At 65.6% G+C, this 23,240-nt stretch carries 18 protein-coding genes and 1 pseudogene; 6 read left to right on the top strand and 13 right to left on the bottom strand.

The window, feature by feature from the left end:
• Positions 1–94: 94 nt before the first annotated feature.
• On the bottom strand, positions 95–424 hold the full coding sequence (gene cyaY / locus ADJ79_RS08005) for an iron donor protein CyaY (protein ID WP_050715517.1): 330 nt from the start codon (positions 422–424) through the stop codon (positions 95–97).
• 14 nt (positions 425–438) lie between these two features.
• Between cyaY and ADJ79_RS08000 the strand changes: the two genes are divergently transcribed.
• Positions 439–711, top strand: a complete 273-nt coding sequence (locus tag ADJ79_RS08000) for a lipoprotein (protein ID WP_082203196.1) — start codon at positions 439–441, stop codon at positions 709–711.
• The gene (lysA, locus tag ADJ79_RS07995) at positions 708–1,988 is read left to right on the top strand and encodes a diaminopimelate decarboxylase (RefSeq protein WP_050715516.1); all 1,281 of its coding nucleotides are present in this window, start codon (positions 708–710) and stop codon (positions 1,986–1,988) included. The genes ADJ79_RS08000 and lysA overlap by 4 nt, the downstream gene beginning before the upstream one ends.
• Before the next feature lie 278 nt (positions 1,989–2,266).
• Here lysA and ADJ79_RS07990 read toward each other — a convergent pair whose 3' ends face one another.
• Positions 2,267–3,394: an acyl-CoA dehydrogenase family protein gene (locus tag ADJ79_RS07990; RefSeq protein WP_050715515.1), complete on the bottom strand. Its 1,128-nt coding sequence runs from the start codon at positions 3,392–3,394 to the stop codon at positions 2,267–2,269.
• A gap of 177 nt (positions 3,395–3,571) precedes the next feature.
• Here ADJ79_RS07990 and ADJ79_RS07985 point away from each other — a divergent pair, with 177 nt between their 5' ends.
• A complete protein-coding gene (locus ADJ79_RS07985) occupies positions 3,572–4,876 on the top strand; it encodes a solute carrier family 23 protein (RefSeq protein ID WP_050715514.1) in 1,305 nt (434 codons plus the stop codon).
• A gap of 104 nt (positions 4,877–4,980) precedes the next feature.
• Here ADJ79_RS07985 and ADJ79_RS07980 read toward each other — a convergent pair whose 3' ends face one another.
• The 3 genes from ADJ79_RS07980 to trxA all read right to left on the bottom strand — a co-directional run bounded on the left by ADJ79_RS07980 (position 4,981) and on the right by trxA (position 7,348).
• The gene (locus ADJ79_RS07980; RefSeq protein ID WP_050716503.1) at positions 4,981–5,235 is read right to left on the bottom strand and encodes a type B 50S ribosomal protein L31; all 255 of its coding nucleotides are present in this window, start codon (positions 5,233–5,235) and stop codon (positions 4,981–4,983) included.
• A gap of 208 nt (positions 5,236–5,443) precedes the next feature.
• Positions 5,444–6,709, bottom strand: a complete 1,266-nt coding sequence (rho, locus tag ADJ79_RS07975) for a transcription termination factor Rho (RefSeq protein ID WP_050715513.1) — start codon at positions 6,707–6,709, stop codon at positions 5,444–5,446.
• Between the two features lie 309 nt (positions 6,710–7,018).
• Positions 7,019–7,348, bottom strand: a complete 330-nt coding sequence (gene trxA, locus ADJ79_RS07970; protein ID WP_050715512.1) for a thioredoxin TrxA — start codon at positions 7,346–7,348, stop codon at positions 7,019–7,021.
• A gap of 89 nt (positions 7,349–7,437) precedes the next feature.
• Between trxA and ADJ79_RS07965 the strand changes: the two genes are divergently transcribed.
• The gene (locus tag ADJ79_RS07965; protein ID WP_253273801.1) at positions 7,438–10,065 is read left to right on the top strand and encodes a PD-(D/E)XK nuclease family protein; all 2,628 of its coding nucleotides are present in this window, start codon (positions 7,438–7,440) and stop codon (positions 10,063–10,065) included.
• Positions 10,066–10,091: 26 nt separating this feature from the next.
• Here the strand turns inward: ADJ79_RS07965 and ADJ79_RS07960 are convergent, their stop codons facing one another.
• The gene (locus ADJ79_RS07960) at positions 10,092–11,642 is read right to left on the bottom strand and encodes a subtype B tannase (RefSeq protein WP_082203195.1); all 1,551 of its coding nucleotides are present in this window, start codon (positions 11,640–11,642) and stop codon (positions 10,092–10,094) included.
• Between the two features lie 324 nt (positions 11,643–11,966).
• Here ADJ79_RS07960 and ftsY point away from each other — a divergent pair, with 324 nt between their 5' ends.
• Positions 11,967–13,340 (top strand): signal recognition particle-docking protein FtsY, encoded by a 1,374-nt coding sequence (gene ftsY, locus ADJ79_RS07955; protein ID WP_082203194.1) that lies wholly within the window; start codon positions 11,967–11,969, stop codon positions 13,338–13,340.
• A 292-nt stretch (positions 13,341–13,632) separates the two neighbouring features.
• On the opposite strand, the gene ADJ79_RS07950 is transcribed toward ftsY, so the two are convergent.
• The 4 genes from ADJ79_RS07950 to ADJ79_RS07935 all read right to left on the bottom strand — a co-directional run bounded on the left by ADJ79_RS07950 (position 13,633) and on the right by ADJ79_RS07935 (position 18,720).
• Positions 13,633–14,523 carry an ABC transporter ATP-binding protein gene (locus ADJ79_RS07950; protein ID WP_050715511.1) on the bottom strand — a complete coding sequence of 297 codons (891 nt, stop codon included), beginning with the start codon at positions 14,521–14,523 and terminating at the stop codon, positions 13,633–13,635.
• Entirely contained in the window at positions 14,520–15,332 is an 813-nt protein-coding gene (locus ADJ79_RS07945; RefSeq protein ID WP_050715510.1) for an ABC transporter permease, read from the bottom strand. The genes ADJ79_RS07950 and ADJ79_RS07945 overlap by 4 nt, the downstream gene beginning before the upstream one ends.
• Positions 15,329–16,384, bottom strand: coding sequence for an ABC transporter substrate-binding protein (locus ADJ79_RS07940; RefSeq protein WP_050715509.1), 1,056 nt, complete (start codon positions 16,382–16,384; stop codon positions 15,329–15,331). Before ADJ79_RS07940 ends, ADJ79_RS07945 begins: the two co-directional genes overlap by 4 nt.
• Before the next feature lie 236 nt (positions 16,385–16,620).
• Entirely contained in the window at positions 16,621–18,720 is a 2,100-nt protein-coding gene (locus ADJ79_RS07935; protein ID WP_050715508.1) for a TonB-dependent receptor, read from the bottom strand.
• 391 nt (positions 18,721–19,111) lie between these two features.
• Between ADJ79_RS07935 and ADJ79_RS13200 the strand changes: the two genes are divergently transcribed.
• On the top strand, positions 19,112–20,392 hold the full coding sequence (locus tag ADJ79_RS13200; protein WP_156304094.1) for a DUF4198 domain-containing protein: 1,281 nt from the start codon (positions 19,112–19,114) through the stop codon (positions 20,390–20,392).
• A 263-nt stretch (positions 20,393–20,655) separates the two neighbouring features.
• Here the strand turns inward: ADJ79_RS13200 and ttcA are convergent, their stop codons facing one another.
• The 3 genes and pseudogenes from ttcA to ADJ79_RS15440 all read right to left on the bottom strand — a co-directional run.
• Positions 20,656–21,549: a tRNA 2-thiocytidine(32) synthetase TtcA gene (gene ttcA, locus ADJ79_RS07925; RefSeq protein ID WP_050715506.1), complete on the bottom strand. Its 894-nt coding sequence runs from the start codon at positions 21,547–21,549 to the stop codon at positions 20,656–20,658.
• Between the two features lie 91 nt (positions 21,550–21,640).
• On the bottom strand, positions 21,641–22,000 hold the full coding sequence (locus ADJ79_RS15445; RefSeq protein ID WP_172674102.1) for a dihydroneopterin aldolase: 360 nt from the start codon (positions 21,998–22,000) through the stop codon (positions 21,641–21,643).
• 72 nt (positions 22,001–22,072) lie between these two features.
• A pseudogene (locus tag ADJ79_RS15440) lies at positions 22,073–22,834 on the bottom strand (SDR family oxidoreductase); the annotation flags it as partial.
• Between the last annotated feature and the right edge of the window lie 406 nt (positions 22,835–23,240).

Genomic DNA, 23,240 nt, shown 5'->3' with positions numbered 1-23,240 from the left:
TCCTGGTGGACATTGCGGGAACGGGCTTTTCAGGCCCCTTGAATTCGCTCCTGTTTTTGAATGCCGCGCGGCGGCGCGGTTTCAGGCGGCGGATTCAGGCCGTGAACGCCAGCGGGCGGCCCGCGCAGTCGCTGGCAAGGGTGGAGAGATCGGCAAAGAAGTCGTTGCCGGTTTTGGTGTCGTGCCAGATGCCGTCCGCCCAGCGGTAGTGGAAGCCGCCTGCGCGCGCGGCCATCCAGATTTCGTGCAAGGGGCGTTGCAGGTTGATGACGAGCTGGCTGCCGTTGGCGAAGGTGAGCGTCATCAGGCCGCCCGCGCGCTGGTTGTCGATGTCGGCGTCGGTGTCTTCGTTGAGGGCGTCGCACTGCTCCTCAACACGGCGCAAAAGGGCTTCTGCCAAATCAAGGTATTCAATGTCGGTCATTACAATCATTTTTCATGAAGCAGCACGCGAATATTTTATTAATCCCGTTAATCCGCCCGATTAATCGCATATTTGCGGCTTGCGCGGCGGTTGGGCTGGCCGGCGCTTTGGCGGGCTGCGGCCAGCGCGGGCCGCTGTATTTGCCCGACACGCCGGCTGCCCGCCAGCGGGCCACGCTGCCCGAGACGCTCTGGCCTGCGGGCCATGAAGCGGCGGAACCCGCTGCCGAACCTGCCGCTGAATCTGCCCGCCCGGCCCTGCCGCAACCTGATTTTTCTGCCCCATGAATTCATTTCCCTTGCCCGGCGCGCCGGTTTTTCACCGCAGTGAAAACGGCGCGTTGATGATTGAAGACCTTGGCCTGGATGAGCTGGCCCAGGAGCACGGCACGCCGCTTTTCGTTTACTCGCAGGCGGCCATTGAAAGCGCGCTGTCGGCCTGGCAGCGCGGGCTGGCCGGGCGCGACGCGCTGGTGTGCTACGCCGTCAAGGCCAATTCCTCGCAGGCCATTCTCAGCTTGCTGGCGCAGGCCGGCTGCGGGTTTGACATCGTCTCCGGCGGCGAGCTGGCGCGCGCGCTGGCCGCTGGCGCGGAGCCGGGAAAAATCGTCTTTTCCGGCGTGGGCAAGACCCGCCGCGAGATGCAGGCCGCGCTGGAGGCGGGCATTGGCTGCTTCAACGTGGAAAGCGAAGCCGAGCTGCTGGCCCTCAACGACGTGGCCGCCGCCTGCGGCCTGACGGCGCCCGTGAGCATCCGCGTCAATCCTGACGTGGACGCGCGCACGCACCCCTACATCTCCACCGGCCTGCGCGACAACAAGTTCGGCATCGCCCACGGCCACGCCCTGGCCGCCTGCCAGCTGGCCGCTTCGCTGCCGGGGCTGCGCGTGGCGGGCATCGGCTGCCACATCGGCTCGCAAATCACCGAGGCCGCGCCGTATCTGGACGCGCTGGAGCGCGTGCTCGATTTGCTCGAAGCCATCGAGGCCGCCGGCGTGCCGCTGGGCCAGATTGACCTGGGCGGCGGCCTGGGCATTGCCTACGCCGATGAAACGCCCCCCGCCGCCGACGCGCTGTGCCAGCTGCTGCTGGCGCGGCTGGATGCGCGCGGCCACGGCCAGCGCCGCCTCATCGTGGAGCCGGGGCGCGCGCTGGTGGGCAACGCGGGCGTGTGCCTGACCGAGGTGCTGTACCTGAAGCCGGGCGAGGACAAGGGCTTTTGCATCGTGGATGCCGCCATGAACGACGTGCCGCGCCCCGCGCTGTATGAGGCTTTTCACCGCATCGAACCCTTGCAGGCCGCAGCCGAAGGCGCGCCCGAGCGCGTGTATGACGTGGTCGGCCCCGTGTGCGAAAGCGGCGACTGGCTGGGCCGCCGCCGCCTGCTGGCCGTGCAGCCCGGCGACAGGCTCGCCGTGTTTTCCGCCGGCGCTTACTGCATGAGCATGGCCAGCAACTACAACAGCCGCCCGCGCGCAGCCGAAGTGCTGGTCAGCGGCGGCATGGCCCGCGTCATCCGCCAGCGCGAAACCATCGAAGACTTGCTGCGCGGCGAGCTGCCCTGAAAGCCTGTTCGGAAAACAGGCTCCGGAAAAGGCGCGCCCGCCGCCAGGGCCGGAGGCGAGCCAGGGAGCGCGCCGGAAACAGGCCAGGCGCAGGCGGCAGACACGAAGGGCTGAAGCTAGGCGCTTTTCGCTCCTTTATCCGTAGCAATGGGTCCTAGTGGAACCAGCGCAAAGCGGTATTTCAGCCTCTTGAATTTGCTCCTGTTTTTGATGCAATCCGGCAGGCGCTGCTCCCGCTGCCAGTGCCTGGCGCTTGCGGGCGGGCCGCAAGCCGCTTTCTACAGCGCGCGGCTGATGATGATTTTTTGCACGTCGCTGGTGCCTTCGTAGATTTGGCACACGCGCACGTCGCGGTAGATGCGCTCGACGGGAAAGTCTGCCGTCACGCCGTAGCCGCCCAGGGTCTGGATGGCGGTGGAGCACACGTGTTCTGCCGCTTCGCTGGCAAAGAGCTTGGCCATGGCGGCTTCTTTCAGGCAGGGCTGGCCTGCGTCGCGCAGGGCGGCGGCGTGCCAGATGAGCTGGCGGGCCGCTTCTAGGCGCGTGGCGCAGTCAGCCAGGCGGAAGGCCACGGCCTGGTGCTCGAAGATGGGCACGCCAAAGGCTTCGCGCTCCTTGGCGTAGCGGATGGCGAACTCCAGCGCGCTGCGCGCCATGCCCACGCTTTGCGAGGCGATGCCGATGCGTCCGCCTTCAAGGGCGGACAGGGCGATCTTGTAGCCCTCGCCTTCTTCGCCAATGCGGTTCTGGCCGGGAATGCGGCAGTCTTGCAGCAGGATTTGCGCGGTGTCGCTGCTGTGCTGGCCCAGCTTGCGCTCCAGGCCAGCCACTTTCCAGCCCGGGTTGCTGGTGGGCACGATGAAGGCGCTCAGGCCCTTTTTGCCTGCGTTTTTGTCGGTGACGGCGATGACGATGGCGGCCTGGCCGTTCTGGCCGCTGGTGATGAATTGCTTGACGCCGTTGAGCGCGTATTCGCCGCCTTCGCGCGTGGCGGTGGTGCGCACGGCCGATGCGTCGCTGCCCGCGTGAGGCTCGGTCAGGCAGAAAGCGCCCAGGATGTCGCCGCGCGCGGCAGGAACCAGCCATTGCTGTTTTTGCGCCTGCGTGCCGTATTTCATGAGGATGGCGTTGTAGGGGCAGTTGGTCACGCTGATGGCGGTGCTGGTGCCGCCGTCGCCTGCGGCTATTTCTTCGAGCACGAGCGAGAGCGTCAGGTAGTCCAGCCCCGCGCCGCCGTACTCTTCGGGCACGCAAATGCCGTAGCAGCCCAGCGCGGCCAGGCCCTTGTGGGCCTGCCGGGGAAAGGTGTGATCGCGGTCCCACTGGGCGGCATGGGGCCAGAGTTCTTCCTGCGCGAAGGCGCGCACGGCGTCGCGGATCATTTTCTGGTCTTGCGTCAGCAGCATGGCTGGTCTCCTGGGTTGGTTGGGGAAAGGCGTTTTTTATAGGCGGCGCGCGCGCCTGGCAATGCCTGCAAACCCTGCCTTCGCGCCTACCATCAGGGCCGCATGCCGCACGCTTGCGCAGTGATCGCGCAGCGCTTGCGTGTCCGCGCATTCGAGAACTTGAGGAGAGTCCGGAAAATGAGCTTGTTTCAATGGCAGCCGCGCCCCATGCAGGCGCTGCAAGGCGGCGGCGTGATTGCGCCCGATGAGCGCCTGCCCTGGCCGCAGACGGCGGCAATGGGGGTGCAGCACGTGATCGCCATGTTCGGCGCAACGGTGCTGGCGCCCATCCTCATGGGTTTTGACCCGAACGTCGCCATTCTCATGAGCGGCATGGGCACGCTGCTGTTCTACCTGGTCACGGGCGGGCGGGTGCCGAGCTATCTGGGTTCGTCATTTGCCTTCATCGGCGTGGTGATTGCGGCCACGGGCTACGGCGGGCAGGGGCCGAATGCGCAGATGGCCGTGGCGCTGGGCGGCATCATGGCCTGCGGCGTCATTTACATGCTGCTGGGCGCGCTGGTGCAGGCCGTGGGCGCAGGCTGGATCGAGCGGCTGATGCCGCCGGTGGTCACCGGCTCGGTGGTGGCCGTGATCGGCCTGAACCTGGCGCGCGTGCCCATCAAGAACATGGCGCCCACGCCGTTTGACGCCTGGATGCAGGCGGCCACTTTCCTGTGCGTGGCGCTCATTGCGGTGTTTGCGCGCGGCATGCTCCAGCGCCTGCTCATCCTGGCCGGGCTGCTGGCGGCCACGGCGCTGTATGCCGTGCTGACCAACGGGCTGGGGCTGGGCGCGCCCATAGACACATCGGGCATCGCCGCCGCGCCCTGGCTGGGGCTGCCCCGGCTGGCAGCGCCAGCGTTTGACCCCAACGCCATCGCCCTCATCGCACCGGTGGCGCTCATTCTGGTGGTGGAAAACCTGGGCCACCTCAAGGCCGTGGCGGCCATGACGGGCCGCAGCATGGACGCCCACATGGGCCGCGCCTTCATGGGCGACGGGCTGGCCACCATCCTCAGCGCCGCGTCAGGCGGCACGGGCGTGACCACGTATGCCGAAAACATTGGCGTGATGGCCGCCACGCGCATCTATTCCACCGCCGTGTTCGTCGTGGCCGCATGCATGGCGCTGCTGCTGGGTTTTTCGCCCAAGTTCGGCGCGCTCATTCAGGCCATTCCGCCTGCGGTGATGGGGGGCGTTTCCATCGTGGTGTTTGGCCTCATCACGGTGGCCGGGGCGCGCATCTGGGTGGAAAACAAGGTGAATTTCGCCGACAGCGCCAATTTGCTGACGGCGGCCATCACGCTGGTGCTGGGCACGGGCGATTTCACGCTGGGTTTTGGCCGCTTCGAGCTGGGCGGCATTGGCACGGCCACTTTCGGCGCGATCTTGCTGCACGCGCTGCTGCGCCGGGGGCGGCGCGGCCTGACGGCCAGGTAAGAGGGCGTGTGCGGCGGCAAACCGCCGTCCGCGCGCGAGCAACAAAAAAGGCAGCGCGAGGCTGCCTTTTTTGCGGAGATTCGCGGAAAGAGCGCCCCCGCTTTTCAGCGGGCCACCTTGCCGTAGCGGTTGCGGAATTTCTCGACGCGCCCGCCCATGTTGTCCACCGACTTTTGCGTGCCAGTGTAGAAGGGATGCGATTCGCTGGAAGTGTCGAGCTTGAACAGGGGCAGTTCGCGGCCATCGTCCATCTTCACGGTTTCCTTGGTGTTCACGCAGGAGCGGGTGACGAATTTGAAGCCGTTGGACAGGTCCACGAAGCAGACTTCGCGGTATTCGGGGTGGATGCCTTCGCGCATGGATGTTTCCTTTGGGCTGATGCGGCAGCCACGCTGGCCCATCCAGCGCACTTGCCGCGAAAAAACGGGGGATTCTAGGGTTTTGGGGCCGTCTGGCAAGCCGCTTCTGAAAGAGGAGCAGATTCAGGGCCGCCTGAATACGCTTTCCCGCAATGAATACGGGGACGTCTTGCTATGAATCAAGGAGCTAATCTGGCCGGGCGGGGCGTCAGCCGCCCCGGCGCATCATGTCGAAGAACTCGACATTGGTTTTGGTGGCCTTCATGCTCTTGATGACCATTTCCATGGCCTCGATTTCGTCCATGTTGTACATGAACTGGCGCAGGATGCGGGTTTTTTGCAGCACGTCGGGCGGCAGCAGCAGCTCTTCGCGGCGGGTGCCGCTGCGGTTGAGCTGGATGCTGGGGAACACGCGCTTTTCATAGAGGCGCCGGTCCAGATGGATTTCACTGTTGCCGGTGCCCTTGAACTCTTCAAAAATGACTTCGTCCATGCGGCTGCCGGTGTCGATCAGCGCGGTGGCGATGATGGTGAGCGAGCCGCCTTCTTCCACGTTGCGCGCCGCGCCCAGAAAGCGCTTGGGGCGGTGCAGCGCGTTGGCGTCCACGCCGCCGGTGAGCACTTTGCCGCTGGAGGGCACCACGTTGTTGTAGGCGCGGGCCAGGCGGGTGATGGAGTCCAGCAGGATGACCACGTCTTTTTTCAGCTCGACCAGGCGTTTGGCGCGCTCGATCACCATTTCGGCCACGTGCACGTGGCGCGAGGCCGGTTCGTCAAACGTGGAGGCGATGACTTCGGCCTTGACGGAGCGCTGCATGTCCGTGACTTCTTCGGGGCGCTCGTCCACCAGCAGCACCATCATGTGGCTGTCGGGGTAGTTGGTGCTGATGGCGTGGGCGATGGTTTGCATCATCACCGTTTTGCCGCTCTTGGGTGGCGCCACGATGAGGGCGCGCTGGCCTTTGCCGATGGGGGCGATCACGTCGATGATGCGGCCCGTGATGTTTTCCTCGCCCTTGAAGTTGTCGCGCTCCAGCCGCATCAGCTCCTTCGGAAAGAGCGGCGTGAGGTTCTCGAACATGATCTTGTGCTTGTTCTGCTCGGGCGGCAGGCCATTGACCTTGTCGAGCTTGGTCAGCGCGAAATAGCGTTCGCCGTCCTTGGGGATGCGCACCTCGCCTTCAATCATGTCGCCCGTGTGCAGGTTGAAGCGGCGCACCTGGCTGGGGCTGATGTAGATGTCGTCCGTGCTGGCGGTGTAGCTGGTGTCGGGGCTGCGCAGAAAGCCGAAGCCGTCGGGCAGGATTTCCAGCACGCCGTCGGCAAAAACCTGCTCGCCGGCGCGAGCGCGCTTTTTGATGATGGCGAACATCAGCTCCTGCTTGCGCATGCGGCCGGTGTTTTCGATTTCCAGTGCCTCGGCCTGCTTGAGCACTTCGGAGACGTGCAGGGCCTTGAGTTCGTTCAGGTGCATGGAACCAGTCTGGCAGTGATTTCAGCCCGCAAGGCAGGCTGCGTGGGTTGCAAAAGAAGAAAGGGAAAGGGCGCGGCGCAATGGCGCGGGGAAAGGGCTGTGCAAACCTGAACCGGTTGCGGCCCTGGCTCCAGTGGCGGCAGGCGTTGCTGGCCTGCTTTCGCCGCTTGCGGCGCGCAAGAAGCGCGCGGCGCGCCAGCCAGGCGCCTGGCTGGCAAGGGGCGGATTATTGCAGGAAAACCCAAAAGAAAAAGGCATGCGCCGCAACGGGCCGCATGCCTTCTGGAGGTGGCGCAAAAGCGCCAAGAGTCAGACGTGCTGATCCACCAGCGCCGCCATCTGCGCCTTGGTCATGGCGCCAACTTTGGTGGCGGCCAGCTGGCCGTTTTTGAAGACCATGAGCGTGGGAATGCCGCGAATGCCAAAACGCGCGGGCGTGGCAGTGTTTTCGTCGATGTTCATCTTCACGATCTGCAACTTGCCTTCGTAGGCGGCGGCCAGTTCGTCCAGCGCGGGGGCGATGGACCGGCACGGGCCGCACCATTCAGCCCAGAAGTCCAGCAGCACGGGCTTGTCGGACTGGAGAACGTCGGCTTCAAACGAGGCGTCGCTGGTGTGCTTGATGAGTGCGCTTGCCATGAGAAAAGGCTCCTGTGTAACGATAAAGTCATTCTATTTTTGCAGAAACTTTCGCCGCCCGTCTGCGGCCTCTTGCACAGCTCTTTGCCATGAACGGCATGGTTTTTTCTCCTGATTCTTCCTGTGGCGCATCTTCGGTCCCGTCCGTTTTGCCCCTTTGGCGCGAGGCGCTGGCGCGTGTGCGAGAGCACCTGGACGTATGCAAGGCGCATCCGGCCCGCAGCGTGGTGCTGCTGCCTTTCGCGCAGCTGCTGCCGGTGGCGCAAAGCCAGTGGGCCGCGCTGTATCCCGATGGCTTTGCGCCGCACTTCGAGACCACGCACACCTGGGCGCAGCGCCTGGCCTGCTTCACGCCCGGCCCGTATGACATCAGCTTCAGCGCCGCGCGCGACGCGCTCACTGCCCGCGACCTGCTGGAAAGCGCGCGCATGGCGCTGCCGCGTGATGCTGCCCGCGACGCCTTCACGCCCTTGCTGGTGCAGGCGGCCCTGCAAGTGGCTCCGCTGGCCGCTGCCGTGCCGTCGCACCAGCGGGCGGACTGGGGCCGCTGGGCCGCTGAAGCCGTGCCTGCGCCGTCTGATGGCTGGCTGGCGCACGAAAACGCCCTGATGCGCCTGGCCCTGCGTTGGGCCGCCGCCAGCGACTACGCCACCGACGTGCTTTTTGCTGCGCGCACGCTGGAGCAAACGGATGCGCTCATTGCCTTTCATGGCGCGCAGGCCGACGAGCTGACCGGCTCGCTCATTGACTTTTTCACCCCTGAAAAAGCCATTTCCCTGCCGCTGCCCGCGCCGCCCGCGCCAGAGGCTTCATCCGCCGCAGAGCGCATCCGCCTGCACTCCGTGCCGGATGCAGAAAGCGAAGCCCGGCGCGCCGCCGCTTGCGTGCTGGCGCACCGGGCCGCCGGGCGCGCCCCCGTGGCTCTGGCCAGCAGCGACCGCGCTCTCATGCGCCGCGTGCGCGCCTTGCTGGGCGACCGCCTGAACGTGCGCGACGAAACGGGCTGGAAGCTCTCCACCACCCAGTCCGCCGCCATCCTCATGGCCGCCCTGCACGCCTGCGCCCGCCAGGCCAGCAGCGACGACGTGCTGGCCTGGCTCAAGCTCGCCCCCGCCGCCAGCGCCTGGCCCGCGCGCGCCGTGCCCGAGCTGGAAGCCTATCTGCGCCGCCATGCCGTGAGCCAGTGGCCCCAGAGCCTGCCGGAAGACGCGCCGCCCCATCTGGAGCAGGCCCTGCAAGCCATCCATGCCGCGCGCGCCGCCTGCCAGGCCCCGCGCGCCCTGCCCGCCTGGCTGACGGCCCTGCGCGATCTGCTGCAAGCTGCTGGCCAGTGGGAGCCGCTGGCGCAAGACGCCGCTGGCGCGCGCGTGCTGGAAACCCTTTTGCTGACAGATGCCGACGCCCTGCACGAGCTGCCCGCCGCCCGCCAGCGCCTGAGCCTGCCCGCCTTCACCGCCTGGGCGGCTGACGCGCTGGAAGCCGCCAGCTTCATTCCGCCTGCCGCGCCCCAGCCCGACCTCATCTTGCTGCCGCTGGCGCAAGTCATGGGCCGGCCGCTTGCCGCGCTGGTGCTGCCCGGCTGCGATGAAAACCACCTGCCCCTGGCCCCCGAGCCGCCCGGCTTGTGGACGCCGCCGCAGCGCGCCCACTTGCGCCTGCCCACGCAAGCTGCGCAGCAGGCCGCCCAGCAAACCGCCTGGCAGCACGCCCTGGCCGTGCCTTGTGTGGACTTGCTCTGGCGGCAAGGCGACGAGCGCGGCCAGCCCCTGCTCGCCAGCCCGCTGGTGCGCCATCTCGCGCTGCAACTGGGGCTGAATGAAACGGCAGACGATCCCTGCTCCACCCGCGCCATTGACCCCGCGCCCACGCCGCGCCCCGCGCCGCAAGGCAGCGCCCTGCCGGTTGTCACGCTCTCGGCCAGCGCCTATGGCGACTTGCGCGCCTGCCCCTACCGCTTTTTCGCCCTGCGCCAGCTCAATCTGAAGGAAGCGCCCGAACTCGATGCCGGGCCTGACAAACGCGACTTCGGCAACTGGCTGCACGCCACGCTCCACCACTTTCATGAACGCCTGAAAGCCGACCCGCAAGCAGACCGCCCCGCCCGCGCCGCCTGGCTGGATGAAGCCGCCCAGGCCGTCACGCAAGAAAAAGCCCTGTCAGAAAGCGACTTTTTGCCTTTCTCCGCCCAGTGGCCCGCCTTGCGCGAGAGCTATCTGGACTGGCTGACGGAGCATGAAAAGCAAGGCCATCACTACGAGCGCGGCGAAGAAGATGCCGCCGCCGCCCTCGGCCCCGTCACCCTGCAAGGCCGAATTGACCGTATCGACCGTATTGACCGCATCGACAGCGCCCCCGGCCAGCCCCCCCGGCGCCTGCTGCTGGACTACAAAACCGAAAGCCTGGACCGCACCAAGGGCCGCGTGAAAGACGCTGAAGACATCCAGCTGCCCTTTTACGCCGCCTTGCTGCCCGATGACGAAGTGCAGGCCGCCTACCTCAGCGTCAGCGAACGCGCGCCTGTCCAGACCGTCGATCAGCCCAGCCTCACCGCCTTGCGGGACGCCCTTGTGCAAGGCGTTTCGCACGACATGCGCGCCATCGCCGCAGGCGCGCCCTTGCCGGCGCTGGGCGAAGGCAGCGCCTGCACCTGGTGCGCCGCGCGCGGCCTGTGCCGCCGTGATTTCTGGAGCGAAGCGCCCGCCTCACCCCGGCCATAGCCGCCCGCCGGGGTTGGCTGCGGCCGTTACGGGTCGATGGCGTCCATCCAGGCAAAAAGCTCATCCAGGTCGTAGTCGCCGCCGTGGGGGCGCTCCCAGGACAGGGCGAAGTCCACGACGTAGCTGCGGTTTTGCAGGGTAAGGGCGAGGATGGCGGGAATGGCCAGCGACGTGTCGCTGTCCTTGCTGCCCTGGCGTATGCGCCAGTAGCGCGCCGTCCAGCTGCCCGCCCAGCCGGCGTAGCTCATGGCGTTCATCTGGCGCACCGTGGCCTTGTCGGCGCGCAGCGCCTGGCCTTCGGGCGCGTGCTCGGCGGAATAGGCGGTGAAGTGGCGCTTGTCATGGCGGGCGTCGCCGAAAAGCTGGTTTTCGCCGCTGGACAGGTCCAGCGCGTCAAACGCGGGCGGCGTTTTCATGCGGCCCAGGTGGCGCAGGTAGCGATCAAAGTCCAGCCCCGTCACTTCCCCGTCCTTGATTTGCAGCCAGCCGAAGGACGAAAGGTTCTGCCCTTCATCCAGCGCCTTTTGCGCAGAGGCGGTCACGAGCGCGGCCAGGTAGCGGCGGAAGGTGCCTTGGCCCTCGGCGTCCAGCGTCAGCAGGCGGCCGTAGGCGTTCCTGAGGCCCAGGCTGTTGAGATAGGGCGCGAAAGCGGAGGCCAGCGCGGCGGAAACGGCCTTTTGCTCCGCATTGAGCGTGCCTGCCACGGTCTTGCGCTGCACCTTGTAGTCGAGCATCGAGATGTCGATTTTTTTGTAATCGTCGATGCCCCTGAACTGCCACTCGTAGGCCGCATCGGCGTGCTCCAGATTGGTGATGGGGCAGTAGGCGGAGACGGCGAAGATGTGATCGCGCTCCTCGGCTGCGCCCGCCTCCTTCAGGGCGGCGGCGTAATCGTCATGGTTGCCGCTGGCGCCCAGCAGGGCCGAAAGCGCACCGCCCGCGCTCGTGCCGTTGGAGATGATTTTGTCGGTGTCGCCGGGCATGCGCGAGTCGTTGTAGCGCAGCCAGCGCACGGCGGCTTTCAGATCAATGATGGCCGCCGGGGCCTTGCCGCTGGCCTGCGTGCGCCCGCGCGCGCCGGGCGAAGCCACCACGTAGCCCTTTACCAGCGCCATGGCAATGGCGTTGGGCGCATCGCTTCTGGCTTCGCCGTCCATGCCGCGCGCTGCTGGCGTGCCGGGCTTGGCGGGCATGTAGCCGCCAATCTGGTTGGGCAGGAAGATGGGCGCGGTCTTGGCGTCGTAGCGCCCCACCTGGCCGCCGTTGAAATAAGCCTCCGGAATGTAGATGTTCATCACCTGATAGTCGCTTTGCGCAGGGCGGCTCACGTAAGGCACGCCTTCCCAGGCGCGCACCGTCACGCTTTGCCCGCCCGCGCTCACCTGCTGCGTGGTGTAGCGCCCGGCGTCAAACACCAGCGGATCGGCCGCAGGCGCGACAGAAGCAACTGGACCGGCAATGGCCTCCGGCTGCTGCCGCAGATCGCCCGCAGGCGCGGCAGAAGCCGAAGGAGCGCTCTGGCAGGCGGCCAGCGCCAAAGCGGCCAGCGGCGCAAGAAGGAAAGGCAGGCGGAGCATGGAAGCATCCTTTCAGGGTTGGGCAGACAAAAAGACGCCGGCAAGACCGCGCCTTGCACGCATGGCCAGGGCCGCAAACCGCGCACAGACAGCCCAGGCCATGCATGGGGCAGACTCTATATAGCTCCTGTATCAATAGCACGATGTCCTAGTGAAATAAGCGCAGAAGCCCTTTTTGATCCCTTCAAATTTGCTTCTGTTTTTGATGAATCGGATCGGCCACCCCGGGCGGTCGGCGCGCCAGGCGGGCGCCGGGCCATGCGAAGCGCAGCGTCCTGCCGGGGCCTTCCTAGAATCGCCGCGCACTACAAAGGCTTTTGTCACATGTTCAGCTTTTTCCGCCGCAAGAAAACCGAAGCCGGGCCTGAGGCCGGGCCTGAAGCTGGCGCATCTTCCGCAGATGCCCCCGCAGATGCAGCCCCGGCTGCGCCCGCGCCTGAGCCGGAACCGGCCGGGCCGGCCCCGGGCTGGCTGGCCCGCCTGCGCGGCGGCCTGACGGGCGCGGCCCCGGCATCGCCCGCCTCCCCCGCCGCGCCATCACAAGCGCAAGAAAGCGCGCTGCCCGCTGAAACCGCCGCGCCTCAAGTCTCGCCAGTCACGCCTGCCGCGCCTGCTGAAGCGCCGCCCGCAGCCGCCGCCTCTGCGCCCCCCGCCCCCGCTCCGGCGGCCCCTGCCGCCGCCGCGCCCGCCGCCTTGCCGTCTGCGGCGCCTGACCTGTCCGAGCCGCCTGCGCCGCCCGCGCCGCAGGCTGAACCCGCGCCCGCCCCTGCCGCCACGCCTGAACCCGCCCCGCCAGCGAACCGCGCAAGCTGGTTCGTCCGCCTCAAAAGCGGCCTGAAAAAAACCGGCAGCAGCCTCACCACCGTCTTTACCGGCACGCAAATTGACGAAGCGCTGTATGAAGACCTGGAAACCGCCCTGCTCATGGCCGACGCGGGCGTGGCCGCCACGCAATACCTGCTCCATGACTTGCGCCAGCGTGTCAAACAGGCCCGCGCAACCGAACCCGCCCAGGTGCGCGCCCTGCTGGCCGACGCGCTGGCCGATTTGCTTGCGCCGCTGCAAAAGCCGCTGGTCGTGGGCGAGTACTGCCCCACCGTCATCATGGTGGCGGGCGTGAACGGCGCGGGCAAAACCACTTCCATCGGCAAGCTCACGCGCCACCTGGCCGACGCGGGCTGCTCCGTGCTGCTGGCCGCCGCCGACACCTTCCGCGCCGCCGCCCGCGAGCAGCTGGGCGTGTGGGCCGACCGCAACCGCGTGGAAATCATCAGCCAGCAAGGCGCTGACCCTTCCGCCGTCAGCTTCGACGCCGTGGCCGCCGGCCGCGCCCGCCAGGTGGACGCCGTGCTGGTCGATACCGCCGGCCGCCTGCACACCCAGGCGCACCTGATGCAGGAGCTGCAAAAAATCCGCCGCGTCGTCACCAAGGCCGATGCCACCGCCCCGCACGAAGTGCTGCTGGTCATTGACGGCAACACCGGCCAGAACGCGCTGGCGCAGGTCAAGGCCTTTGACGAGGCCATTCAGCTCACGGGCCTGATCGTCACCAAGCTCGACGGCACCGCCAAAGGCGGCGTGCTGGCCGCCATCGCCCGCGAAAAGCCCGTGCCCGTCTATTTCATCGGCGTGGGCGAAAAACTCGAAGACCTGCAGACCTTCAACGCCCGCGAATTCGCCCAGGCCCTGCTGGCCTGAGGCCTGTTCAAAGCCTGGCCGCAAGGGGCCAAAAAAGCGCAGACGCCTGGGCCAGGCTTTCTGTGCATCAATCGGCTGTCCGGGGCGTGGGCGGCATTCCTGGCGGGGCCATTCGCAGTGGATGGATGGCACTTTTTAGCTCCTCTATCCATAGCATGATGTCCTAGAGGAAATTGCGCGAAGCGGCATTTTGACCCCTCCGAATTCGCTCCTGTTTTTGATTCAGCTTGACGGCGCAGGCTTGCCCGCCCCGGCTGGCGAGGCGGCGCGGCGGCCCTTTTTCCGCTGGCCTTCAGCAGCGCGCGCTGGCGGCAGGCGTTGCGGCGGCAACGGCGCTGCCGCTGGCCAGCGGGGCGCAGCCATCGGCAGGCGTGGCGGGCACGGCAGATGAAGCGGAGGGCGGGCTGGCCAGGGCGGCGGGCATGTTGAAGGCGGCGCGCACGGCGGGCTGGGCGAGCAGCAGGCTGGTTTGGCGGTAGATCCAGTCGTCGCCGCGCTGGGCGGGCGGCAGGGGCAGGTCCAGCCGCCAGACCATGCGGCCGGGCTGCCCGGCCATGACGATGACGGTGTCGGCCAGGGTGACGGCTTCCATCACGTCGTGCGTGATCATGAGCACGGCCAGCTGGCGGCGGGCCATTTCGGCCAGCAGCAGGCGGTGCATCTGGCCTTTGAGGCCGATGTCCAGCGCGGCAAACGGCTCGTCCATCAAGAGCAAATCCGGCTCCAGCACGAGGGCGCGGGCCAGGGCGGCGCGGCTTTGCATGCCGCCGGAGAGTTCGCCGGGAAACTGCGCCAGGGCGATGTCGTCCAGCCCCAGCGCGTGGCCCATGCGGCGGGCGGCGGCCAGGCGCGCGGCTTTGGGCGTGCGCCGCGCTTTCAGGCCCAGGGCGATGTTGCCGAGCACGGTTTGCCACGGCAGCAGGTGCGGCTGCTGAAAGAGCATGGCGCTGCGGGCAAAGCGGTTGTCAATCTGCCCTTCCTGCACGGTCAGCAGCCCCGCGCACAGGTGCAGCAGGGTGGTTTTGCCGCAGCCGGAAGGGCCGACCAGCGCGATGGCGCGGCCTGCGGGCAGGGTAAAGCCGATGTCTTCCAGCACGCTGCGGGTGGCCCAGGCGTGGTTCAGTTGCCTGACGGCGAGGGCGGCTTCAGGCGCGGGTGCGGGTGTAGACACGGGGGCCGTCATGCCAGCCCTTCCCGGCGCGCGCCCGCTTCGCGCCAGCGCTCGATTTCGCGCTTGACAGGCTCCAGCAGCAAATATTCCAGCGCCAGCAGCAACAGCACGACGGCGCCGATCCAGGCCAGGGTGGCGGGCATGTCGAGCTGGGCGCGGCTGGAGGCCAGGGCCGCGCCCACGCCGTCGGATGAAGCCAGCAGCTCGGCCATGACGACCACGCGCCAGGAGCTGCCCAGCGCCACGATCCAGGCCGGAAAGAGGTAGGAGATGACGTGGGGCAGATAGATGTCGGTCACGCGCATGTGCCAGGGCAAGGCGAAAACTTGCGAGAGATCGCGCCAGCGCTGCTCCAGCGTGCGCGCGCCCTGCATGCCGCCCGCGAAAACAACAGGAAAGCTGGCGATGAAGACGGTGAAAACGGGCGTGCCGTCGCCCGTGCCGAACCAGAGCATGGCCAGCACCAGCCAGGCGATGGGCGGCGTGCCCAGCAGCACCGTGACCCAGGGGCGGGCCATCATGGAAGCCGTCATGGAAACGCCGGCGGCCACGCCCGCCACGCTGCCCAGGCCCACGGCCAGCGCCAGCCCGGCCAGCGCGCGGCGGGCGGAGATGGCCAGGGTGGGCCACAGCGGCCCGCCGCTGGCGGCGAACTGGCGCAGGGTGTCCGCCGTTTCCAGCGGGGTGGGCAGCACCAGCGGGCCATACAGGCCCGCGAGAAATTCCCACAGGGCCACGAGCAGCAACAGGCTGGCAATGGCCCCCCAGCCGCCCCACAGGTAGCCAGGCAAGGCGGCCAGCCAGGAGCGCAGCAGCGTCATGAAGCCAAAGCAGCCGCTGCCGGAGGCTGGTAATAAAAGCCGTCATCCGGCAGCTTGCCGCCAATCAGGCCGGGCTGCATTTGCGCGAGCTGCTGGTAGAAAAACTCCAGCTCGGGGCGGGCCTGGCTGGCGGACACGAGTTCGGCCTTGTCCACGCGCATGGCGTCGGCCACGGCTTCGGGCGTGAGCGTGTCGATGTGCTTGACCACCATCTTTCCGCACTCTTCAGGATGGGCCTTGCACCACTGGATGGCTTCGGCGTGCGCCTGCTGAAAGCGCTCAATGAGCGCGGCGTTGCCCAGCTGCCCGCCCAGCATGGCGATGCCCGCCTGCGGAATGCGCGGCGCGCGCCCCAGCAGGCGGCCCCATTCGGCCTGAATGTCGATGCCGCGATGCAGCTCCGGCGCAATGATGCTGACCGGAAAGGAGCCGCTTTTGCGCAGGCCCATCGAAACGGCCGGCTCGGCCAGCAGGGCGTTGTCGGTGCGGCGCATGAGCAGCAGCTGCATGGCTTCCATCGGCGTGGCCACGTAGCGCAGCTTCACGTCCTTGTCGGGGTCCATGCCCGCCTTTTGCGCCAGCAGGCGGAAGGTGCAGTCGGGCATGTCGCCCTTGAAGTGCATCGTGAGTTCCTGGCCCTTGAGGTCTTCAATGCGCTTGATGTTGGCGTCGCGCGTGAGCACCCACAGGATGCCCCAGATGGTGATGCTCAAAAGCTTCAGAGGCACGCCCTTGTTGTAGAGATTGGCGGGCACGTTGCTGGGCATGGCCAAAAAATCGGCCGATTTGTTCACGGCCATGGCGCGCAGCTGGTCGGGGCTTTTCCAGGAGACGAACTCCACTTGCTCGGCCACATCGGCCAGCGCCCCGCTTTCGGCCATGCGGATGAGCGGGTAGGACACGGTGGCGAACGGCCCGGCCAGCGTGAGTTTGGGAATGCGCCGGGCCGGTGTTGCAGCGGGTGTCGCGGCAGGTTGTTGCGCAAAAGCGGGCAGGGCCAGCGCCGCGCCAGCGGCCAGCAGGCGGCGGCGGCTGAGTTTGGGGGGGGTCATGGTGCGTGCCTCGTTAAAAAAATCAGAACTTCAGAACCAGTCCAGAGCCTGGCCGTGGAGGGAGAAAGCGCCAGCCGGGCGCGGCCCGGACTTGACGCGCTTACTCCTTCTTTGAGAGCAAATTCAGGGCCTCAAAAATGCCCTTCTCGCACATTTCCGCAGGACCTCATGCTATTTGATCCATAGCGAAATAAGCGATGGCTTTGGAGCGGTTTGGGCCGCCTGCGGACAGGTTTTCAGAACTTGCCTTCCCACGATACGCCAAAGCTGCGGCCCGGCGCTTTCACCTCCATGCCTGGCAGGCCCTCGGCCAGGTGCTCGTGGTAGCGCTTGTCACCCACGTTCCTGATGGCAAAGCGCAGCGACTGCTGCGGGGCAAAGCGCCAGGTGGCGCCGATGTCCACCACGCCGTAGCCGGCCGTGGCGTCTTCCGTGCCGCGCGCAAAACGCGTGGCCACGCGGCTTTGGCGGCGCACCAGGCGCACGCCCGCATCGGCCGACCAGGCGGGGGTCAAGCGCCCTTCCCAGGCCAGCGAAAGCTCGTCGGCGGGCATCTGGAACAGCGGCTCGTCATAGTCGCCATTCGTGCCGCGAATGCGCGTGTAGGCCGCTTGCAGCCAGTGGCCGGGCAGCATCTGCCAGCGCAGGCCCGCCTCAAAGCCGGTGAGGGTGGCGTGGCCCAGGTTCACCGTCTGCATGCAGTAGCGCGCCTGCTGCGCGCCGCAGGCGGCCACGGCGGCCGGGCCGGAAAGCTGCATGCCCGTGATGTAGTCGGAAATGCGGGTGCGGAAGGCGGCGACCTGGTAGCTGAGCTTGTCGCTCTCGCCCTTGAGGCCCAGCTCGAACTGCGTGGCCGTTTCGGGCTTGATTTGCGGGCTGCCCGCGTAATAAAAGCCGTTGCTGCGCGCGCCGGACTGGTAGCGCTCGCGCAAATCTGCCGCGCGGAAGGCGCGCGAGAGGCTGGCGTAGGGGCGCAGCAGGGGCGCGGCCTCGTACATCACGCCCAGGCTGGCGGAGGTGGCGCCGTCGCTGCGGTCCAGCCCCCGGGTGACGCTGCGGTTTTTCATGCTGGTGGCGCTGCCCTTGACGCGGTCATAGCGCAGGCCCGCCAGCACATTCAGCTTGCCAAAGCGCATGTCGTCTTGCAGATACAGGCCCGTGGCCTGCACGCGGCCATGCGTGAAAGGCAGGTTGGGAACGAACTGCGTGAACTGCGGCGGGCGGCCCTGGCGGCTGTCGGGGCTGGCGGCCATGCGCCAGGCGTTCAGGCCGAAGGAAAGCAGATGCTGCGGGTGCGCCAGCCAGTCGGCGCGCGCATCCAGCCCGTTGGTGGCGAACGTCACGTCGTTGGTGATGATGTCGCGCCCCAGGCGCGAAGAGCGCACGTAGATGGTGCGGTGCATTTCCTGCCGGTAAATGCGCGCGTCCACATTCAGCGGATGGCTGCCCGCGCCCTTGCGGCTGTAGCCCACTTCATACAGGCGGCGCGTCTGGCGCGGCGAGTGGGTGGTGATGGCGCCCACGGCGGGCAGCGGGTGCGGGCGCGTCGCACCGGGGTACCACACGTCGTCATCGCGGTGCTGCTGCACCGACACGCGCAGCTGCTGCGCGCCATCCAGCCGGTAGCGGTACTGGCCGATGAACGCGCCCGAGTCATAGCCCGTGTGCGCAACGCGGCCGCGCGGCTCCTTGTAATCCTTGTTGCGCGTCAGCGAAGCGCCCAGCATCAGCGCGTGATCGCCCTGGCTGAAATTACCCACGCCCGCGCCGCGCAAGCCCCGGCTGGCCGAGTCATAGCCCGCGCTGGCATGGAACTTCACGCCCGGCTCAAAGCGCGCCTGCGGCAGCCGCACATTGACCGCGCCGCCCAAAGCGCCCGTGCCATACAGCACCGAAGCCGGGCCTTTCACCACTTCCACGCGATCGGCCAGCCCCAACGACATGAACGAGGCCACGGCCCCCGCCGGCTGCGCGGAGTTGAGCCGCATGCCATCGACCAGCAGCACCACGCTGTCGCGCTTGAGGCCGCGAATCACCGGATTCATGCCCTGCGCGCCATCCAGCGAAACGGCCAGCCCCGGCTCGCCGCGCACGGCCTCGCCCACATTGCGCGCCTGCTTGCGCGACAAGTCTTCGCGCGTGAGCACTGTGGTGGCAATGGGCGTTTCGGCGGCATCGGCCGCGTAGCCCTTGGCCGTGACGGTGACAGTAGCCAGGCTGGCGTCATCCGACGGATCAGGCGGGCGGTTTTCCTGCGCGTTCGGTGCGCTTTGCGCGTGAACATGCGCGGCCAGCAGGGCGGCTGCGGCCAGGGCGATACGGGAAGGGCGGTTCATCTCGGTCGTACTCCTCATCAAACAAAGCAAATTACTTAAAGTTTATTGAAACTGTTGCGCAATGGCAATGATTTGTATCAACAGCATCAGGGTCTTGAACGCACAAAAACGCATGAGCGAGGCCAGAAAGCAAGGATTAGCAGCAATTCCCATTCATAATCGCACCCTCTCACGCCTGCCGCAGACGTGAAAGGCGGGCCAATGGCCTGTTGCGCAAGGCGCACAAAATTTCCAAAACCACATAGGCGAGCCGGTTTTTAATTAAAAACGATTCTTGTTTGGTGTACACTCCCGCCCATCGACGCGATTGATGCCGCGCGCATCAGCCCAGTCATCCAGATCATCGTGGGAGACATCGGGGCAGCCAGCCTTGATGTCGTTTAGCTAGCCAGTGGCTCCGGCGTGCCGGTTCCAGTTAGCCAAGCTTTTTTTGCCAGGGGCGCTCTCCAGAGCGCCCTTTGTCGTTTCTGGGCGTCATATCCGGGCGCAGCGTTTTCCCACTTCTCCACTTCTCTTTTCCCGGAACGATTCCATGCGCCTGTCCGCTCCATCCCGCTCTCTGCCCGTGGCGCCCTGCTTTTCTGCACCGTTTGCCACTGCGGGCCGCGCTCATTCCCGGCAGGAGCAAGCCACGCCAGCCAGCCCCAGCGCGAAGTGGCGCGAAAAGCGCGGTTTCGGAAGCTCTTGTGGCGCGCAAATCCTCGCTGGTCACTACACCCCTCTGCGGTTTGCGTCTTGCGCTCATTGCGACCGGCTCCCTTTTCTCTCGCAGCCAGACCTTGAGCCTGTTCTGAAATTCAAAAACTTCCGAATTGGCTGTGCCAGATATTGCGCCAGCGCCTTTTCAATACGTCACGCTGGCACCCTGCGGCGTCGGCATGCCTATGTGAAATCACGCATCCATAGACGGCAAATTGCAGAAGCCGGCCCGCCTGATGTTATCGTCACTCTTTTTCAACCCCAGGAAAAGGCCATGAAAAAACTACTGACCGCAGCGTTGCTTGCTCCATTGACCGCTTTCGCAAACGGCATCTGGATCAGCCCGCATTACGGCGAGATGGGCATTGTCTATGGCATGGGCTATGCCGACGACGCTTACGCGCCGCAGAAAGTGCGCTTTGTCAAAGGCTATACCGCAAACTTCAAGCCAGCCAGCGTGGAAATAAAAGCCCATGAAAAGCACAGCACCGTGCAGGCTGCTGCCGATGCCGCCGTTCTCACTGCATTTTTCGATAACGGCTACTGGGAAAAAGACCCGAATGGCAAATGGAAGGAAGTGGAAAAAAGCGCCATCAGCAAACCTGCCGATACATCCACCTCACTCAAATACAACATTACCCTTCTGAAGCCATATCAGAGCCGCATGCAGCCTTTTGACCTGCCTGCACAAATCATTCCCGGCATTGACCCTTCCACGCTGAAGCAGGGCGAATCACTGCCCGTGACTGTTTATGTCGAAGGCAAGCCGCAGGCGGGCATAGAAATCACCGCTGATTACATCAATGATTTCGCCAACCGCGTGAAAACAGATGAAAAGGGGCAGGCCGTGCTGACTGTGCGCAACGCAGGCCATAATGTGGTGGCCGCGCTGATCAATCACCCCACGCCGCAAAATGAACACGCGCATTTGCAGCGCAATGTCGCCACTTTGTCTTTCAAATCGACCAAATAATCTTCTTCGACTGTGAGAACGCCATGCTCCCGTGTCGTTTCGCTCCCCGCCATTTCAGTTCATTCGCCAGGCAAGCAGGCGATGAATGAGTGGCGCGCGGGGCCGGTTTTATAGCGCTGAAAGAGCAGGCATTTTGCTCCTTTATCCATAGCATAGGGTCCTAGTGGAATTTGCGCTAGACGGCATTCAGACCCCGCCAAATTTGCTCATGTTTTTGCGCCCTCTCAGCCTGCGGACTGCCTGAGGGCGTCAGTGGAGAAGCATCACTGCCCCATCACCAGCGGCACGCCTGCAAAGGGCTTGCCCACGGTTTCAGGGAAAGTTTCTTCGTCAAAGACGATGTCGCCATTTTCGTCGGCCACGCCGGTGGTTTTCAGGTTTTTGAAGTCAAACAGGCTGGCATCCATCAAATGCGATGGAACGGCGTTTTGCAGCGCAGTGAACATGGTTTCCAGGCGGCCCGGGTATTTTTTGTCCCATTCGCGCAGCATTTGGCCGACCATTTTGCGCTGCATGTTTTCCTGGCTGCCGCATAAATTGCAGGGAATAATGGGAAACTGCCGGTGCTCGGCCCAGCGGATCAAATCATTTTCAGCCACATAGGCCAATGGGCGGATCACAATGAATTCGCCATTATCACTGGTGAGTTTGGGCGGCATGCCCTTGAGTTTGCCGCCGAAAAACATGTTCAGGAAAAAGGTTTGCAGCATGTCGTCGCGGTGGTGGCCCAGCGCGATTTTGTTGCAGCCCAGGCGGCGCGCCACGCTGTAGAGAATGCCCCGGCGCAGGCGCGAGCACAGGCTGCAAGTGGTTTTGCCCTCGGGAATTTTGGCTTTGACAATGCTGTAGGTGTCTTGCGCTTCAATATGGAAAGGCACGCCCGCCTGCGTGAGATAGGCGGGCAATACTTCTTCGGGAAAACCGGGCTGCTTCTGGTCCAGATTGACGGCCACCAGCTCAAATGGCACGGGCGCGCGCTGGCGCAGTTTCATCAGAATATCGAGCAGGCCGTAGCTGTCTTTGCCGCCTGACATGCAAACCATGACGCGGTCGCCTTTTTCAATCATGTTGAAATCGCCGATGGCCTGGCCTACCTGGCGGCAAAGGCGTTTTTCGAGCTTGTTGGCTTCAAAAGCCTGTTTGTCGTGGGAATTCATTTTGTCCTTGTGTATGAAAACGGATTGAAACGGGGCGGGCGAATATAGCGAAAAAGCCTTTTTGCCGTAACGGGCGGCGCATAAAGGCGGCTTACCACTGCCCCGTTTGCATGCGCAGCGCCACTTCGCAGTCGTCAAAAATTTCGAGTTTGGCGATTTTCACGCGCACGCCCAGCACGCCGGGCAGCATCAGCAGGCGCTGGCTGAGCTTGCCAATCAGCGTCTCCAGCAGGTTCACATGCTCGGCGGTGCATTCGTCAATGATGATTTGGCGCACCTTGCGGTAGTCGAGCACGTGGGTGATGTCGTCGTCTTGCGGGCGCAAGGGCTGGGGGCCGAGGTTGAGTTCGGCATCCACCTGAATGGGCTGGGGCGTGTTAATTTCATGCGCCAGGATGCCCAGGCTGGCGGCAAAGCGCAGCCCGGTGAGCGTGAGCAGGCGCTGGCCCATATCAGGCCGCGCAGCAGGCGGAACAGCAGGCGGGGCGGCGGATGAAGCGCCAGCAGAAACAGGCGCTGCGCCCATCATGGAAAAGTCCCGCTCGAAGGGCATGAGGTGCTGCCCGCCATCGACCAGCAGCGTGGCGCCCGTGATGGCGGGCGTTGCCAGCACGAAGGCCACGGCGGCGGCCACGTCTTGCGGTGTGGACGACTTGCCCAGCGGGCTTTGCGCATGCAGCCGCTCAAACACCGCTTCGCTGGGCATGAGGTGGCTGCTCAGCGTCAGCCCCGGCGCAATGGCCGCCACGCGCACGCGCGGCGCCAGCGCCTGCGCCAGCAAGGTGGTGGCCGCGTGCAGGGCCGCCTTGCTCAAGGTGTAGCTCAGAAAGTCGGGATTGGGGTTGAAGAGCTTCTGATCCAGCAAATTGACCACGCAGCCCGCCGCCGCAGGCGCCTGGCGCCCGGCCAGATGGGCGGCCAGCGCCTGCGCCAGCAGCACGGGCGCCGCCGCGTTCACCTGCATGTGCGCGCGCAACAGCGCGGGGGCAAACGTGGCGGCGTCGTCAAACTCGAACAGCGCGGCGCTGTTCACCACGGCGTCCACCCGCCCGAAATGCGCCGCCACGCGCGGCACCAGGGCGCGCGCGGCGGCCTCATCGGCCAGATCGGCCTCAAACACCGCGCCGCCGCATTCGGCTGCCGTGGCCTGCGCCTCGGCCTGCGAGCGATGACAGTGAACGGCCACCCGCCAGCCCGCGCGGGCCAGATGCAGGGCAATGGCGCGGCCCAGACGGCGGCCCGCGCCGGTGACGAGAACAACGGCTTGATTAACGGCTGGATTCATTGGGCTGATTGTGCGGGGCGAGCCGCTGCGCCAGCGGCGGCCTGATGAATGACTGAGTGCGGGAACGCCTGTTCCGGGGATACGGGCAACCCCATCGAGCGCGTCCCAGCCGCGCCATTCGGGCTTGTGAAAAGAAATGCCCTGCGCAATTTCCCAAAGCTCGAATTTCAAATCGCCATGTTCAGACTGTTTAATCTGCCCATAAACAAGGCAATGCCCATCTACAATGAGCCGGTATTCTTCTCCGCCTGATCCGCCGCCTGCTTCACGGCTGATTTCATATTCAAATCTGCGGTTTCCAGAACGCAGCGCTGCGACAGCCCGGCAGGGCAAACGCAAGCCAGCCGCACAGAAACCATAATTGCGTTTCACACGCCTGTCTTTTCCAGGCGGGCCAAAAACAGGC

It is taken from the genome of Ottowia sp. oral taxon 894, from assembly GCF_001262075.1.
Lineage (GTDB): Bacteria > Pseudomonadota > Gammaproteobacteria > Burkholderiales > Burkholderiaceae_C > Ottowia > Ottowia massiliensis.
The sequence above is the reverse complement of the archived record's forward strand: the minus strand, read 5'-3'. Positions and strand labels throughout refer to the sequence as shown.